Origin of the sequence: Halomonas sp. SS10-MC5 (genome assembly GCF_015992245.1) — a bacterium.
Taxonomy (GTDB): Bacteria; Pseudomonadota; Gammaproteobacteria; order Pseudomonadales; family Halomonadaceae; genus Halomonas; species Halomonas sulfidoxydans.
On record NZ_CP065435.1, the window covers coordinates 2,835,958 to 2,852,078 of the forward strand.

Here is a 16,121-nt window from a genome sequence, read left to right on the forward strand (position 1 = left end):
ACTCCCTGACTGGGGCCACATCGTCCGAGCCCGCAACGCGCTGCGCCGGCCATCAGCGCGGCAGCAGGCGGCGGTGCCCATGAATGGACATGAGAATACCGAATCCCGCCAGCAAGGTCACGCTGGAGGTCCCACCGTAGCTGACCAACGGTAGCGGTACCCCGACCACGGGCAGAATGCCGCTGACCATGCCTACGTTGACGAAGACGTAGATGAAGAACGTCAGGATGATACTGCCGCCCAGCAGGCGCCCGAAGGTGTCGTGGGCCACGGCGGAGAGCCACAGCCCGCGGAGCACGATCAGCAGGTAGAGCAGCAGCACGAGCAGCATGCCCACCAGGCCGAATTCTTCGCCGAGCACCGCCACGATGAAGTCGGTGTGCCGCTCGGGCAGGAACTCCAGCTGCGACTGGGTTCCCTGCAGCCAGCCCTTGCCCCACAGGCCACCGCTGCCGATGGCCGTGGTCGACTGGATGATGTTCCAACCGGCCCCCAGAGGGTCGCTTTCGGGGTTGAGAAAGGTCAACACCCGCTGCCGCTGGTAGTTGTGCAGGTTGATCCACAGCAGCGGCAGCGCCGCCGCCGCGCCCACGCAGAGCAGGCCGATGAAGCGCCACGAGAGCCCCGCCAGCAGCACCACGAAGACCCCGGCGCACCCCACCAGCAGGGAGGTGCCGAGGTCCGGCTGCTTGGCGATCAACACGATGGGTACGCCGAGTATCGCCGCACACACCAGCAGGTCCTTCCAGCGCGGCGGGAGTTCGCGTCGCCCCAGCCAGGCCGCCAGCATCAGGGGCATGGCCAGCTTCATCAGCTCGGAGGGCTGGAAGCGGATCACCCCAGGGATCTCGAGCCAGCGCTGGGCCCCCATGCCGATGTCGCCCACGACCTCCACCGCGACCAGCATCAGCAGCCCGGCGCCATAGGTCAGCGGCGCCCAGCGCAGCAGCGTGGCAGGCGGAAGCTGTGCCAGGGTCAGCATCACCACGAGCGCGACCAGGAAGCGAGTGCCCTGGGCCATGACCACTTCGATGCGCTGGCCGCTGGCACTGTAGAGCACCCCCAGCCCCGCGACCAGCAGTACCAGCAGCAGCAGCAGCAGCCAGGGGTCGAGATGGGTGCGCTCCCAGATGCTCTTGCGCCGTGATATGCCGTCTTGCGGTGCCTTCACCGGCCGCGCGCGCAGCCCCTTTGCCACTCCCATCCACGTCATCGCTCAGTTCCCCGCCACGCTGCCGGTATCATTCTCCATCACCTCGCGCACCTCCTCGACATCGGGAGCCTCCTCCTCCAGCAGCCAGGCGTCGGTGATGGCGCGTGCCAGGTGCGCGGCATGGGTACTGCCCCCCCCGGCATTCTCCACGATCACGGCCACGGCGATCTGGGGCTCCTCCAGTGGAGCGAAGGCCATGAACAGCGCATGGTCGCGCAGCCGTTCGGCCAGCTCCTCGGCGTTGTAGCGCTGGTCTTGCCCCAGCGAGAAGACCTGGGCGGTGCCGGACTTGCCGCCCATGCGATACTCGAGATCCACCCCGGTACGCCTGGCCGTGCCCTCGTGCCCCGTGAGGACCTTCTCCATGCCGGAGAAGATGCGGTCCCACCAGGCGTCGTTCTGGATGACGATGTCGGCGGGGGTATCCGGCAGCTGGATCGGCACGTCCTCCTCGCCGATTCGCCGGGCCAGGCGCGGCTTGACCCACTGGCCGCGATTGGCGAGTACGGCGGTGGCCGTGGCCAGCTGCAGCGGCGTGACCTGCCAGTACCCCTGGCCGATGCCGACCGAGAGCGTCTCGCCGGGGTACCAGGGCTGGTTGAAGCGGGCCCGCTTCCAGTCCCGCGAAGGCATCAGGGCCGCACTCTCACCGAAGACGTCATGGCCGACGCGCTGGCCGAAGCCGAAGGCACTCATCTGCTCGTGCAGGCGGTCGATGCCCATGTCATGCGCCAGAGAATAGTAGTAGGTGTTGTTGGAGACGGCGATGGCGCGCTCCATGTCGACCCGCCCATGCCCCCAGCGCAGCCAGTTGCGGTAGCGACGACTGTCGTTGGGCAGTTGGTAGAAGCCCGGGTCGTTGATCGTCTTCTCGGGCGTGATCACGCCTTCGGCCAGCCCGGCCAACGCCAGGAACGGCTTGATGGTGGAGCCCGGTGGATACTGGCCGCGGATGGCGCGGTTGAACAGCGGCAGGTCGATGTCCTCCTGCAGCGCGCGGTAGGAGTCGAAGTCGATCCCGGTGACGAACTGGTTGCTGTCGAATCCCGGCGTCGAGACCATGGCCAGTATCTCGCCGGTTTGGGGCGCCACGGCGACGATCGAGCCGCGGCGGCCATCGAGCAGCTCGTAGGCCAGCAGCTGCAGCTCTTTGTCGAGCGTCAGGGTCAGGTTCTGACCGGGCACGGGGTCGGTGCGCCCCAGCTCGCGCAGCACCCGCCCGCGGGCGTTGGTTTCCACTTGGCGCAGGCCGGCCTGGCCATGCAGCACGTCTTCGTAGAAGCGCTCCACCCCGGTCTTGCCGATGAAGTGGGTACCGGCATAGCGCCCGGAATCGAGCTCCTTGAGCTCATCGGCGTTGATGCGCCCGACATAGCCGAGAGCATGGGCCATGACATGGGCATCGGGGTAGTAGCGCAGCAGCTGCGCCTCGACCTCGACCCCGGGAAGCCGATGCCGGTTGACGGCCAGCCGGGCGATCTGCGCCTCGTCGAGATCGCTCATCAGCAGCGCCGGCTGGAACGGCCGCTGAGGCTGACGCGCGCGCAGCCGAAAGCCCTCGGCCTCCGGCGGCGTCAGCTCCAGCAGCTCCTCGAGCCGGTCCAGGGTGGCATCGAGATCGTCGACCCGCTCGCGCGTGAGTGTCAGGTTGTAGGTGGGGCGGTTCTCGGCCAGCAGCATGCCGTTACGATCGTAGATCAACCCGCGAGTGGGCGGCAGCGGCTCCACTCGCACGCGGTTCTTCTCGGAGCGGGTACTGTAGACTTCGTGCTGGACGACCTGGAGATACACCAGCCGCCCCGCCAGCAATCCGATCAACAGCAGGATGGTCAATACGGCAAGAAATGCCCGCACGCGAAAGATGCGCAGCTCCTGCTCGGGATTCTTCAACGTCTCGCGGCGGTCGCGCATGCCGAAAATGGTCTCGACTCAAAGTTCGTGAAGCCGCCGTTCAGCGGTGATAGGGGTGCCCGACCAGCAGGGTCCAGGCGCGGTAGAGCTGCTCTGCCAGGATCACCCTGACCAGCGGATGCGGCAGGGTCAGTGGAGAGAGCGACCAGCGCCGGTCGGCAGAGGCGGAGAGCTCCGGGGCCAGCCCGTCGGGCCCGCCCACCAGCAGCACCACGTCGCGTCCCTCGAGGCGCCAGGTCTCGGCCTCCCGGGCCAGGCGCTCGGTGCTCCAGGGCTTCCCCGCGACCTCGAGCGCGACCGTGAATTCATCGCCGCGCAGCCGCTCGCGAATCCGCTTCGCCTCGGCCGCCACGGCCCTGGCCGTGTCGGCGTTCTTGCCGCGCTGACCGGGAACGATCTCCTCGATTTCCAGGGCAAAATCGCGCGGCAGACGCTTGCGGTACTCTTCGACGCCGTCGTTGACCCAGCCCGGCATGCGCGTGCCGACCGCCAGCAGGCGGATTCTCATACGCCACCGTGTTCCTGCTGCGGCTCCGAGTCGCTCGGCAGATCGGCCCACAGCCGTTCCAGGTCGTACAGCTGGCGGGTCTCGGGGAGCATGACGTGGACGACCAGATCGCCCAGGTCCACCAGGACCCAGTCGGACCCGGCCTGCCCCTCCACACCCAGTGGCTGGATACCGCCGGCCTTGGCCTGCTGAACCACGTGATCGGCAAGCGCGGCGACGTGACGCGTGGAAGTGCCGCTGGCCACGATCATCAGGTCGGTCACGCTGGTCAGCCGGGACACGTCCAGTTGCACCACGTCCTTGGCCTTGAGGTCGTCCAACGCCTCTACCACCAGAGTCTTGAGCGAATCGTTCTGCATAGCCCCTCGTCAACGGGAAGTCTTGGTCACCGTCATTGTATCGTCTTGGGCTGCCGCTGGCAGCGCTCAGCGACGCCGATAAAGCAAGTTGGCGAGGATTCTCGCCTCGACGGCTTCGGGCAGCAGGTAGCGCACACTCCGTTCCGATGCGAGCCGCCGGCGAATCTCGGTCGCCGAAATCGCCATGCGCGTCGGTAGCGCAAGCCGCAGCAGGTGGCCCGCGGGGCGCCGCATCAACGCCTCGGCACTCGCGACTTCACGCCCTCTGATCAGTTCAGCCAGGGCTGACGGCAGCGGGGCGTCGTGGCCGGGGCGATCGATCACTACCAGGTGGGCCAGTTCGAAAAGACGCCGAGGCGACTGCCAGTCGGCCAGGCGCAGGAAGGCGTCATGCCCCAGGGCCATGACGAGCCTTGCCTGGTTGCCGTACTCGCCGCGCAGACTGGCCAGGGTATCGGCACTGTACGAGGGCCCGTCGCGCTCGAGTTCACGCGGATCGGCGACCAGCCCTGGCGTCTCGCCGATGCCCAGCCGCAGCAGCGCCAGGCGCTCCTCGGGGGTGACCTGGGGTGCACCGCGCAGGGGCGGTATCTTGGCCGGCACCATGTGGACCCGATCCAGCCCCAGGGCCTCGAGCAGCTCCACGGCGCTGCGCAGGTGTCCCAGGTGGACGGGGTCGAAGGTGCCGCCCAGCATGGCCACCCGCGGCGGCTCCAGTGGCAGCGCGGCGTGCCGGGCCGGCTGCGTACTGGTCTGGTGTGCGGTCACCGGCGGACCTGTCCATCGCCCAGTACCACGTACTTGCGGGTGGTCAGCCCCTCGAGCCCCACCGGCCCCCGGGCGTGCAGCTTGTCGGTGGAAATACCGATCTCCGCCCCCAGGCCGTATTCGAAACCGTCGGCGAAGCGGGTCGAGGCGTTGACCATCACCGAACTGGAATCGACTTCGGCCATGAAGCGGCGCGCCAAACCGTAGTCCTCGGTGACGATGGCGTCGGTGTGGTGCGAACCGTAGCGCTCGATGTGATCGATGGCGGCATCGATGCCGTCGACCACGCGTATTGCCAGCACCGGGGCCAGGTACTCGGCGTACCAGTCCGCTTCGGTCGCGGCGGCAATGCCGGCGAGAATGGCGCGACTCCGCTCGCAGCCGCGCAGTTCGACGCCATGCTCGGCATACGCCGCGGCCAGTTGCGGCAGCAGTTCCTCCGCCATGGGGGCGTCGATGAGCAGCGTCTCCATGGTGTTACAGGTGCCGTAGCGATGCGTCTTGGCGTTGATGGCGATCGCCAGCGCCTTCGCGGGGTCCGCCGAGGCATCGATATAGACGTGGCATACGCCGTCCAGGTGCTTGATCACCGGCACCCGCGCCTCGCGCGAGATGCGCTCGATCAAGGACTTGCCACCGCGCGGTATGATCACGTCGACGTACTGGGGCATGGCGATCATTTGCCCCACCGCGGCCCGGTCGGTGGTCGCCACGACCTGCACGGCCCCCTCCGGCAGCCCGGCCTCGCGCAGCCCCTCGCCGATGCAGGCGGCAATCGCCGCGTTGGAGTCGCGCGCCTCGGAGCCGCCGCGCAGAATACTGGCGTTGCCCGACTTGAGGCACAGGCTGGCGGCCTCCAGGGTCACATTGGGGCGCGATTCGTAGATGATGCCGATCACGCCGAGCGGTACGCGCATCTGGCCCACCTGGATGCCGCTGGGGCGAAAGCGCAGCCCGTCGATCTCGCCGACGGGGTCGGGCAGCGCCGCCACCTGCTCCAGGCCCTCCACCATGGCATCGAGCCGCGCATCATCCAGCGCCAGGCGGTCGAGCAACGCCGGCTCCAGGCCGTTGGCTCGGCCGCGCGCGAGGTCCGCGGCGTTGGCGGCCAGGATCTCGCTGCGGCGACGCTGGAGCTGCTCGGCCATCGCCAGCAGGGCTCGGTTCTTGTCGCCGGTGATGGCGCGGCGCATCTGGCTGGCAGCGCTGCGCGCCGCCTCGCCGAGGCGGGTCATGTAGGCGACGACATCGACCACCGCGGCTTCGGTGCGTTCGGGTTGGGAGGCGTGAGCGGGCATGCTGGACGAAGTTCTCCTGGGCAGAGCGCCACACGGCGCTGCGGACGTTATACTGGCGCGACAATACGACGAACTCCATAGTAAGGCACCATGCAGAGCAAGTACAAAGTCGGGCTGATGCGCCTGAACCTATGGGCTGCAGCGCTGCTGCTGATCCTGCTGGCGTACCTGTCGGAACAGCTGTCCAGCGCCTTGCTGCTGGTCTTGGCCAGCATCTGGCTGATGGTCACGGCCAGCCTGCTCGAACTGAGCCATCGCCGCCCCGCCACCATACCCTGGCAGTTGCTGCCCAGCCTGTTGCTGGCCGGGCTGCTCGTCGCCGACCCAGCGCGTCACGCCCTGTGGCTGTGGGTCTGGCCCGCCCTGCTGATGCTGCCGCAGCCTGGCTGGGTGCTGGCCCTCACTTGCCTTCTGGCGGCACTGACCTGGTGGCTGCTGGCGGACCTGCTGGGCATCGAGCAGACGCTGTTCTCCGGCCTGGTGCTGCTGCCGCTGATGCTGCTGGGCCTGGCTCGCAACCGCTACTGGTTCCCGACCCGCGCTGCCGCACGCCAGCGCATGCGCCTGGTACCAGGCCTGCCCCTGTGGAGCGGCCAGCAGCTTGCCACCGACCTGCGCCGGGAGCGCGCGCGCTGCCGGCGTGAGGGGGTACACGCCGAGCTGATGCTGCTGCGTACCTCACGGCATCAGCTGTGGCCGATGGCCCAGGACCTGTGCCGCCTGACCCATGAGTTCGAGAACTGCTATCGTCTCGACCACCGCACCCTGGCCACCCTGCTGCTGAGCCGGGATGACAAGCAGGCCAGCGAACGACGCCATACACTGCTCAAGGGGCTGCGCCCCAATGCCAAGGTCCGCTTCGCCTCGCTGAGCGGCCTGGGCACGCTCGAGGAAGCGGTACAGCGCTTCGAGCGCCAGCGCGAGGAACTCCAGGTCGAGACGGAGCGCGTCCATGGCTGAGGCCAACCGCCCCCATATGGGCCGAATCGTCATTGCGTACGCCATTGCCACCCTGTTGCTGGGCGGCTATGCGATCTGGCGCTACCTGATGGGCGACTACAGTCGCATCCTGCTGCCGGCCTCTCTCGCCCTGGTCATGCTGGTGGCCTGCCTGATGTGCGTCGCCAGCGCCAGCCAGGCGAGGTTGTCCGCCTACCTGGCGCTGATCGTCGGCTACCTGATGCTGGCCCTGGAGCTGCCATGGCTGGACGAGGCGGGTATCATGTGGCTCGGCTTCGCCCCGCTGCTCACGGTGCTGTTGCTGCCTCTCGCCTCTGCCATGCTGCTCAACCTCCTGCTGGCCCCTGTCTGGCTCCTGCTCAGCGATACGCAGCTGGACGTTCACCTGGCGCTGAGCTATGTCGCCATGGCACTGGTGGTGGCACTGGTTCCCTGGGAGCAGCGCCGCCAGCAGGCGCTGCTGGACGCCACCAATCCACGCGACCCGCACTGCAATGCCCTGGCTCGCGAGGCCATGCACGAACTGCTCGCCAGCGAGTACAAGCGCACCCAGTTCCTCGGCCAGCCCTTTGCCGTGCTGGCACTCCACCTGCCCCAGCTGGAAATGGCCAGCGAGCAGTTCGGCAACCGGGCGCGCCAGGCCCTGCTCGATGCGCTCTGCCTGGCTGTCAATCGCTTCTCGCGCCGCCATGACTTCCTCGGCCGGCAGAGCGCCTCCACATTCTGGCTGGTACTGCCGGACACCAGCCAGAGCGGGGTCCAGATGGTACAGCAGCGCATCGGACAGGCACTGGAAACCACGGTGCTGGTGGACACCGGACCGCTGCAGGTGAAAATCGCCCACTGCCAGCGCCTCCCAGGGGAAAGCTGGCCGCGCTTCGAACAGCGGCTGCTGACCTTGACCCGCCATCTCAGCAATAACTGAAGGGATTCACGCAAGCCGGTAACCAAGGAGTCGATGCTTGAGCCTGACCGAAGCCCTGCTGCAACTCGCCCCCTCCCCCCAGCTGCTGCTGTTCACCGTGGGCGCCATCGCCATGATCGAATCGCTGGCTCTGATCGGCCTGCTGCTGCCCGGGGTGGTCCTGATGACCGCGGCGGCCTCGCTGGCCGGCCATCAGGACATGGCCGTGACCTCGCTGCTGCTGGCCGCGTTTTGCGGTGCCATACTCGGCGACGGGCTCAGCTTCACCCTGGGCTATACCCAGCGCGAGCGGGTCACCCGGCTGTGGCCACTGTCGCGTCATCCGGAGTGGCTGGCGCGAGGCGCACGTTTCTTTCAGCACTATGGCAGCCTGTCGGTGTTCTTCGGTCGCTTCGTCGGCCCGGTTCGCCCCGTCATCCCGTTGATTGCCGGCATGTTGCACATGCCGCCGCGCACTTTCCTGTGGGCCAACCTGGTCTCGGCGGCGCTGTGGGCGCCCACCTATGTGCTGCCGGGATACCTGCTGGGGCAGACCTGGCAGCAACTGCTGACAATTCCGGCGGGGCTCGAGGCGCTGCTGATCACGCTGGCCGTGATGCTCGTGGTGCTGGCGGTAGCTTTCTCGTGGCTGCGCCAGCAGGTGAGCCGCCCGGGCCGCGTCTACCGGGTGCTGGCAAGCGGCGCTAGGCGCCACCCGCTGCTGCGCCGGACCTGGTTGAAGGGAAGTTGGCACGGCGAGATGCCCCTGGCCAGCTGGCTGCTGCTGATCTTCTCGCTCGGCGGGCTTTCCGGCCTGACCATCGCCGTGATCCGCCAGGACGGCCCCTTTCCCATCGACCTTCAGGTGAACAGTTTCTTCGACGCCCTGGTGGTGCCGCTGCTGCCCGAGGCGGGCGAGCTGCTGGCGCGCGTCGGCGACATCGCTGGAATCCTGGCTCTGGTGCTGCCCTGGGGCGCCTGGCTGCTGGCCCGCCGCCACCTGGCCGCCCTCGCCCATGTTGCCGCCGGGCTCGGCGGCATTGCCGTGCTCAACATACTGGGCAAGGCGCTGATCGGCCGGCCACGGCCGGAAACGCCGGACTACCTGCTAGGCTCGCTGTCCTACCCCAGCGCCCACGCCTCCTCCGCCGTGGTACTCTACGGCCTGGCCGCCGCCTTCATCGCCCAGGAGCTGCCCCCGCAGCGGCGCTTCTGGATCTACTGGCTCGCCATTGCCCTGACCCTGCCCATGGCGCTGTCACGCCTGGTGATCGGCGTTCACTGGCTCTCCGATCTGATCGGCGGCGGTCTGCTGGGACTGGTGGTCTGCGCGCTGGTGCGCCTGGCCTGGCAACGCCGCCCCCATGCCCCGCTGAGCCCCTGCCCCTGGCCCTGGCTGACGGTCGCCTCGCTGGTGCTGCTCGGCGCCCGGGTGGCGCTGCTGCCGGCCGTGTGACGAACGCCGCGACGGTCGGGGTTCAGCCGAAGGCCAGCCAGCCCCCCACGCCCACCATCAGCGTGCCGGCGATGCGGTTGAGCAGCCGGACGTTGCCACTCTCGCCGAGCACGCGCCGCAGACCGCGCCCGCCGGCGGCATACAGCAACAGGCTCAGGAACTCGATGGTGAGAATCACACCGATCAGCGCCGCCAGCTGTCCGCCCAGCGGACGCGACGCATCGAGGAAGGGGGGCAGCAGGGCGACGAAGAAGGCCCAGCCCTTGGGGTTGGCCACCGCCGTGACGAAGCCCTGCAGCGCCAGCTGACCACGCGTGGCCGGCGCCAGCTCGACGTTCTCGAGGGGAATCGCCATGCGACCCCGGGAGCGCCACATCATCACCCCCAGGTAGCCGAGGTAGGCGCCGCCGACCCACTTGAACAGCGCGAACAGCTCCGGCTGGCGCAGCATCAGCGTGGCCACGCCGGCACCGGCGGCGGCAGCCACCAGCCCCACGCCGATGAGCTCGCCGGCCATCATCCATAGCGTGCGCTTCACCCCCTGGGTCATGCCCAGCACCATCGACAGGGTCATGCACATGCCAGGCGTCAGCGAGACGAAAAGAAAGGTCGGCACGAAGACCGACAGCAACGATAGCTTGATCATGGCGCAGGCCTGTTTCCCGTACTCCTAGCGTGACGTCCGCTCGTGACGTGGCGATGACACGACGGCGAAGTTCATTCGCCCCAGCGCGGCAGGAGCCGGTGCTCGATGCCGAGCTGATTGAGGATGCGGGCCACGATGAAGTCGACGAGATCCTCCACCCTCTCGGGCTGGTGGTAGAAACCGGGCGCGGCGGGCAGGATGACCGCCCCCATGCGGGTCAGGTTCAGCATGTGCTCGAGATGAATGGCCGACAGCGGGGTCTCGCGCGGCACCAGGATCAGCCGGCGGCGCTCCTTGAGCGCCACGTCGGCGGCGCGCTCGATCAGGTTGTTGCTCGCACCGGTGGCCACTGCCGACAGCGTGCCGGTGGAGCAAGGGCAGATCACCATGGCCGACGGCGCACCGGAGCCCGAGGCCACCGGCGCCATCCACTCCTCGCGACCGAAGCAGCGAATCTGGCCGGGGGCGGCCCCGCTGCGCTCGATCAGCGCCCGGGCCAGCCGCTCGGGTCGTGCCGGCAGGTCGGCATCGGTCTCGGTCTCGATCACCAGATGCGCGGCCTTGGAGATCATCACCCACACTTCGTGCCCCGCAGCCACCAGCGCCTCGATCAGGCGCAGGCCGTACTGGGCTCCGGAGGCGCCGGTGATCGCCACCGTCACGGGGGGCTGGAAGCCCGACTTATCCCTCGGCCCGGAACCTGCCTCAGCCATGCGCCACCTCGAGCGCCGCCAGCAGCTTCTCGTGGATACCGCCGAAGGCGCCGTTGGACATCACCACGATGCGGTCGAGCGGGCGCGCCTCGGCCACCAGCGCCGAGACCAGCGCGTCGATGTCCTCCTCGAGCCGTGCCGGCACGGGGCTGGCTTCAACCACCGGGGCCAGCGACCAGTCGAGGCCCGGCGGCTGGTACCAGAACGCCAGGTCGGCGGCGGCGACGCTCGCTGTCAGGCGGTCGCGCATGGTCCCCAGGCGCATGGTGTTGGAGCGCGGCTCGATCACCGCCAGCAGGCGACCGCGCGGCGTGGCGGCACGCAGCCCCTCGAGGGTGGCCGCGAAGGCGGTGGGGTGGTGGGCAAAGTCGTCGATGACCTGGATGCCGGCCACCTCGCCGCGCACCTCCTGGCGCCGGCGTGGCGTCTCGAAGCGCGACAGCGCCGCACACCCCCGCGCCAGGTCGACGCCGCAGGCATGCGCCGCGGCCAGGGCCGCCAGGGCGTTGCGCGCGTTGTGGCTACCGGTCAGCGCCCAGTCGACCACGGCGTCCTCGTTCACCTCGCCCTGCTGGTGTACCACCCGGAAGCGCGAGGCGTCGTCGCGCTCCAGCACCAGCCGCCAGGCGCTCTCCGCCGCGCTGCCGAAGCGCTCCACCGGCGTCCAGCAGCCCATGTCCAGCACTCGGTCCAGCGCCGGTTCGCCATCGGCCACCAGCAGCCGGCCGCGTCGCGGAACGGTACGCACCAGATGGTGGAACTGACGTTCGATGGTGGCCAGGTCAGCAAAGATATCGGCGTGATCGAACTCGAGATTGCCGAGCACGGCGATCTCGGGGCGGTAGTGCACGAACTTCGAACGCTTGTCGAAGAACGCGGTGTCGTACTCGTCGGCCTCGACCACGAAGGGTGCACCCGCGCCACCGAGCCTTGCCGATACGCCGAAGTTGCGCGGTACGCCGCCGATCAGAAAGCCCGGCTCGAACCCGGCCGACTCCAGCAGCCAGGCGGCCAGGCTCGCGGTGGTGGTCTTGCCGTGGGTGCCGGCCACGGCGATGACCCGGCGTCCCGGCAGCACGTGCTCGGCCAGCCACTGGGGGCCGGAGGTATAGGGCAGGCCCAGGTCGAGCAACGCCTCGACCTCGGGATTGCCACGGGTCATGGCATTGCCGACCACCACCAGGTCGGGGGGCGGCGTCAGATTAGCCTCGGCGTAGCCTTCATACAGGCCGATGCCGGCCTCTTCGAGCTGGGTACTCATCGGCGGATAGACGCCCGAGTCCGAACCGGTGACGGTATGCCCCAGGTCGCGCGCCAGCAGGGCCAGGCTCCCCATGAAGGTGCCGCAGATACCGAGAATATGGAGGTGCATGCAATCCGACCTTGTTCACCTGGTAGAGCTGGCGGGCGCTGCCCGCCGAAAAGGAACCGGCAGACTAGCACGGCCTGGCGGCGCCCCTCCAGCGGCGTGCAGGTTCGCCGCCTTTCGTCTAAAATGTCACGCCTCGTCGTGACGCATGAAAATGGACATTTCCCAGGAGCCCATAAGCCCCATGGCCCAGCATAACGCCTTCTATGCCCAGTCCGGCGGTGTCACCGCCGTGATCAATGCCAGCGCCTGCGGCGTGATCGAAGCCTGCCGCCAACATGCCGACCGTATCGGCAAGGTCTATGCCGGACACAACGGCATCATCGGCGCCCTGACCGAGGACCTGATCGACGTCAGCCAGGAGTCGGACGAGGCGATCGCCGCCCTGCGGCATACCCCCGGCGGCGCCTTCGGCTCCTGCCGCTACAAGCTCAAGGACATCGAGAGTCATCGCGCCCAGTACGAGCGCCTGATCGAGGTCTTCAAGGCTCACGACATCCGCTACTTCTTCTACAATGGCGGCGGCGACAGCGCCGACACCTGCCTCAAGGTCTCGCAGCTCTCCGAGAAGATGGGCTATCCGCTGACCGCCATCCATGTGCCCAAGACCGTCGACAACGACCTGCCGATCACCGACAACTCGCCGGGCTTCGGCAGCGTGGCCAAGTACATCGCCACCTCCACCCTGGAAGCCTCGCTGGACATCGCCTCCATGTGCGCCACCTCGACCAAGGTCTTCGTGCTCGAGGTGATGGGGCGTCATGCCGGCTGGATCGCCGCCGCCGGTGCACTGGCCGGCGAAGGGGAAGGCGAGCCCCCCCATTTGGTGATCTTCCCCGAGGTGCCCTTCGAGCGCAGCAAGGTGATGGCGCGGGTCGAGGAGTGCGTGAAGAAGTACGGCTACTGCGTGATCGTGGTCTCCGAAGGCGCCCGCTACGAGGACGGCACCTTCCTCGCCGACTCGGGCAACACCGACGCCTTCGGCCACCGCCAGCTGGGCGGCGTGGCGCCCACGCTCGCCGGCATGGTCAAGCAGGACCTCGGCTACAAGTACCACTGGGCGGTGGCCGACTACCTGCAGCGCGCGGCACGCCACCTGGCCTCGCGCACCGATGTGGAGCAGGCCTATGCGGTGGGCCAGCAGGCGGTGGAGCTGGCCGTGGCCGGCCAGAACGCCATGATGCCCGCGATCAAGCGGGTCAGTGACACCCCCTACGAGTGGCGCATCGAGTCCGCGCCGCTGGCCGAGGTCGCCAACCGCGAGAAGTTCATGCCGCGCGACTTCATCCGCGAGGATGGCTTCGGCATCACCGCTGCCTGCCGCCGCTACCTGGCCCCGCTGATCCAGGGGGAGGACTACCCGCCCTACGAGAACGGGCTGCCCAAGGTGGCCAATCTCAAGCTGGCCAAGGTCGAGCGCAAGCTGCCCGAGTTCAAGCTCTGATCCAGCGTCGAGTTCGCGACGAAGCCCTCGCCCCGGCGGGGGCTTCGTCGTGTCGGGCCCGTGTCAGCGCAGCAGCCACGAGAGCACCAGCAGCAGCAGCAGGATACCGGCGACCCCCTGCCAGAAGTTGGCCGGCTCGCGCAGCAGCCGGCGCGGATCGCGACGCCTCGGCCGGCCTCGCCCCTCCTGGTGCCGCAGTGAGTAGAGCAGCTCGGACATGCGCCGGAAGCGCAGCGAACGCTGGGGGTCCAGCGCTCGTCGCAGGGTGTCGTCGAGCTGCGCCGAGATTTCGGGATTGAACAGCCTGGCGCTGCGGTAGCTGAGCTGCTCGAGGTCGGTATGGCTACGCAGCCGATCGGGGCTCAGCTCGTAGGGCAGCTCCCCGGTCAGCAGCCAATAGGTGGTCGAGGCCAGCGAGTACTGGTCGCTGCGCCGGCCGACGCTGTCGTCCAGCGCATACTCCGGCGCACTGTGTTCGGACAGCCCGGTCTGGCGGGCCAGCTCGCGTGAGCGGCGGTGGCCGTCCAGGTCGCGCATGTGGCAGGCGCTGAAGTCGGTCAGGACCACCTGGCCGTGGATGTCGATCAGGATGTTGTCGGGGTGGATGCGCTGGTGCAGCACCTCTCGATGATGCAGCGCCTGCACCGCCTTGCCCAGCTGCATGGCGATGTCGAGGCGCTGGGCCAGGCTGGCCTGGGGGTGGCGCTGGGCCCACTCGGTCAACGTCATGCCTTCCACGTAGGCCATCAGGTAGTAGAGGTAGCGGCGCGGACGCGAGGATTCCATGACGCGGGCCACGAACGGCGACTTGACCCGCTCCACTACCCACTGCTGCAGCAGGAAGTGCTCGAGATAGGCGTTGCGGTTGGACAGTTCAGGGCTCGGCGCCTTCATCACCATCTCGCGCTCGGTGCGGCTGTCGCGCACCCGATAGACGCGCGACTGGGCGGTACGCGACAACACCTCCTGCACCTCCAGGCCGTCGATTCGCTCACCCGGGGAGAGCTCGGGCGGGATCGGCAGGTCGCCGTAGATGCGGCTCGGATGATCGCGCTCCTCCTCGGGCAGCTGGTCGATGCGCACTAGCTGGAAGCAGAACTGATCGGCGCCGTAGCCTCGCTCCTGGGCCCGCTCCCGTGCCGCCGCGGCCAGGCGCTCGCAGGCCGCGTCGAGGTCGCTGGCATCCTGACGAATCAGCCCGACGTAGTCGGACGGCATCAGGGTGCCGCGCACCGCCTGGGTGGTGAACAGGAAGATGTCGCCCTGCTTGAGCGGCAGCTGCATGTAGTCGATGTCGATGCTGCCATCGAGCCCCAGGGCTCGCGAGGGATAGCGATACCCCCCCAGGTCGGTGATGTGGTCACGCGAGAGCTGCTCGAACTCGGCGCCACGCAGGCGGAAGACCAGGGTATCGCCCATGTGGAACAGGTAAGCGTCACGCCCGCGGTAGATCATGGCCGAAAGGGAGGCGACGTAGCTGCCGCCTTCGACGAAGGTGCTCTGGCTGTAGCACCAGCCGTTGAGCGCCCGCAGCACGCGAGTCGCCGAGGTTTTCACGTCCCAGTGATCCGGCGTGGAAAAGTAATCGGCCAGAAACCCCCTCACGCTGAGGTCGCCGGCCTGCTTGGCGATGGCATTGCGCAAGCTGGTGTCGCTGATCACCGCGCAGGCGCCCTTGGCGGCGAACTGCCCCACCTCATCGGGAATCCGAACCGACATCGAGCTGCGGTGGTTCCGCTGGTCCGGCGCCACGAAGGCCTGCCCGACGCTGAGAGACAGTCGATTGGATGGCAAGACACGCTCCTTCAAGATATCGCCACTGATCACCATTCGCTCCGCATCGCTGGCCGAACCGCCTGACGAGGGCCATCATACACGGTTGCGAGAAACGCAACCTGTCAACCAAAGCCCAAGCCGGCCAGACCCCCACCCTCACCTATGTCGCATTGGTAATCCTCGGGTCTGGTCCGTATAATTCGGCGCATTTTGCGATGTCTTCACTTTTCGCCCAACGAAGGAAGCGACGATGAACTTCGACCACATCCCTGCCGGCAAGGACCTACCCAACGACGTCTACGTCGCCATCGAGATTCCTGCCAACCACGCTCCGATCAAGTACGAGATCGACAAGGAGATGGGCGCTCTTCTGGTTGACCGCTTCATGGCCACCCCGATGTTCTATCCGGCCAACTACGGCTTCATTCCCCACACCCTGGCCGACGACGGCGACCCCCTCGACGCCCTGGTGGTCACGCCCTACCCGGTCCAGGCCGGCAGCATCATCCGCGCGCGCCCGGTGGGCATCCTCAACATGACCGACGAGGCCGGCGAAGACGCCAAGCTGGTGTGCGTGCCCCACGCCAAGCTGACCACGCTCTACGACGACGTGCAGGAGGTCACCGACCTGCCCGAACTGCTGCGCCAGCAAATCGCGCACTTCTTCGAGAACTACAAGGATCTCGAAAAGGGCAAGTGGGTGAAGGTGGAGTCCTGGGAAGGCGCCGATGCCGCCCACAAGGCAATCGAGAAGGCCGTCGCCGCCTACGACAAGGCCTGAGCAGAACCGCCTCTT

15 protein-coding genes are annotated in these 16,121 nt (G+C 67.9%); 5 read left to right on the forward strand and 10 right to left on the reverse strand.

The window, feature by feature from the left end; translation table 11 throughout:
* Positions 1 to 52: 52 nt before the first annotated feature.
* From rodA to I4484_RS13220, 6 genes are all read right to left on the reverse strand, one after another.
* Positions 53 to 1,213 (reverse strand): rod shape-determining protein RodA, encoded by a 1,161-nt coding sequence (gene rodA, locus I4484_RS13195; RefSeq protein WP_197447738.1) that lies wholly within the window; start codon positions 1,211 to 1,213, stop codon positions 53 to 55.
* A 3-nt stretch (positions 1,214 to 1,216) separates the two neighbouring features.
* Positions 1,217 to 3,124: a penicillin-binding protein 2 gene (gene mrdA, locus I4484_RS13200; RefSeq protein ID WP_197447739.1), complete on the reverse strand. Its 1,908-nt coding sequence runs from the start codon at positions 3,122 to 3,124 to the stop codon at positions 1,217 to 1,219.
* 40 nt (positions 3,125 to 3,164) lie between these two features.
* A complete protein-coding gene (gene rlmH / locus I4484_RS13205) occupies positions 3,165 to 3,632 on the reverse strand; it encodes a 23S rRNA (pseudouridine(1915)-N(3))-methyltransferase RlmH (RefSeq protein WP_197447740.1) in 468 nt (155 codons plus the stop codon).
* Positions 3,629 to 3,991, reverse strand: a complete 363-nt coding sequence (gene rsfS, locus I4484_RS13210; RefSeq protein WP_197447741.1) for a ribosome silencing factor — start codon at positions 3,989 to 3,991, stop codon at positions 3,629 to 3,631. Before rsfS ends, rlmH begins: the two co-directional genes overlap by 4 nt.
* Positions 3,992 to 4,057: 66 nt before the next feature.
* Positions 4,058 to 4,687 (reverse strand): nicotinate-nucleotide adenylyltransferase, encoded by a 630-nt coding sequence (gene nadD / locus I4484_RS13215; RefSeq protein ID WP_197451040.1) that lies wholly within the window; start codon positions 4,685 to 4,687, stop codon positions 4,058 to 4,060.
* A 68-nt stretch (positions 4,688 to 4,755) separates the two neighbouring features.
* Positions 4,756 to 6,057: a glutamate-5-semialdehyde dehydrogenase gene (locus I4484_RS13220; protein WP_197447742.1), complete on the reverse strand. Its 1,302-nt coding sequence runs from the start codon at positions 6,055 to 6,057 to the stop codon at positions 4,756 to 4,758.
* A 90-nt stretch (positions 6,058 to 6,147) separates the two neighbouring features.
* Between I4484_RS13220 and I4484_RS13225 the strand changes: the two genes are divergently transcribed.
* From I4484_RS13225 to I4484_RS13235, 3 genes are read left to right on the forward strand one after another with little or no spacing between them, the layout of a single operon-like run.
* A complete protein-coding gene (locus I4484_RS13225) occupies positions 6,148 to 7,017 on the forward strand; it encodes a hypothetical protein (protein WP_197447743.1) in 870 nt (289 codons plus the stop codon).
* Positions 7,010 to 7,942 (forward strand): diguanylate cyclase, encoded by a 933-nt coding sequence (locus I4484_RS13230; RefSeq protein WP_234283458.1) that lies wholly within the window; start codon positions 7,010 to 7,012, stop codon positions 7,940 to 7,942. The genes I4484_RS13225 and I4484_RS13230 overlap by 8 nt, the downstream gene beginning before the upstream one ends.
* A 37-nt stretch (positions 7,943 to 7,979) precedes the next feature.
* Positions 7,980 to 9,377 (forward strand): bifunctional DedA family/phosphatase PAP2 family protein, encoded by a 1,398-nt coding sequence (locus I4484_RS13235; protein ID WP_197447744.1) that lies wholly within the window; start codon positions 7,980 to 7,982, stop codon positions 9,375 to 9,377.
* Between the two features lie 22 nt (positions 9,378 to 9,399).
* On the opposite strand, the gene I4484_RS13240 is transcribed toward I4484_RS13235, so the two are convergent.
* The 3 genes from I4484_RS13240 to mpl form a co-directional block, all read right to left on the reverse strand.
* The gene (locus I4484_RS13240) at positions 9,400 to 10,023 is read right to left on the reverse strand and encodes a LysE family translocator (protein ID WP_197447745.1); all 624 of its coding nucleotides are present in this window, start codon (positions 10,021 to 10,023) and stop codon (positions 9,400 to 9,402) included.
* Between the two features lie 71 nt (positions 10,024 to 10,094).
* Complete coding sequence (locus I4484_RS13245) at positions 10,095 to 10,736, reverse strand: flavin prenyltransferase UbiX (RefSeq protein WP_197447746.1); 642 nt, start codon at positions 10,734 to 10,736, stop codon at positions 10,095 to 10,097.
* Positions 10,729 to 12,108: a UDP-N-acetylmuramate:L-alanyl-gamma-D-glutamyl-meso-diaminopimelate ligase gene (gene mpl, locus I4484_RS13250; protein ID WP_197447747.1), complete on the reverse strand. Its 1,380-nt coding sequence runs from the start codon at positions 12,106 to 12,108 to the stop codon at positions 10,729 to 10,731. Before mpl ends, I4484_RS13245 begins: the two co-directional genes overlap by 8 nt.
* A gap of 181 nt (positions 12,109 to 12,289) precedes the next feature.
* On the opposite strand from mpl, the gene I4484_RS13255 reads away from it, so the two are divergent.
* Positions 12,290 to 13,549 carry a 6-phosphofructokinase gene (locus I4484_RS13255; protein ID WP_197447748.1) on the forward strand — a complete coding sequence of 420 codons (1,260 nt, stop codon included), beginning with the start codon at positions 12,290 to 12,292 and terminating at the stop codon, positions 13,547 to 13,549.
* Between the two features lie 63 nt (positions 13,550 to 13,612).
* Here the strand turns inward: I4484_RS13255 and I4484_RS13260 are convergent, their stop codons facing one another.
* Positions 13,613 to 15,343 (reverse strand): bifunctional protein-serine/threonine kinase/phosphatase, encoded by a 1,731-nt coding sequence (locus tag I4484_RS13260; protein ID WP_197447749.1) that lies wholly within the window; start codon positions 15,341 to 15,343, stop codon positions 13,613 to 13,615.
* A gap of 232 nt (positions 15,344 to 15,575) precedes the next feature.
* Here I4484_RS13260 and ppa point away from each other — a divergent pair, with 232 nt between their 5' ends.
* Complete coding sequence (gene ppa / locus I4484_RS13265) at positions 15,576 to 16,106, forward strand: inorganic diphosphatase (protein ID WP_197447750.1); 531 nt, start codon at positions 15,576 to 15,578, stop codon at positions 16,104 to 16,106.
* Positions 16,107 to 16,121 lie beyond the last annotated feature (15 nt).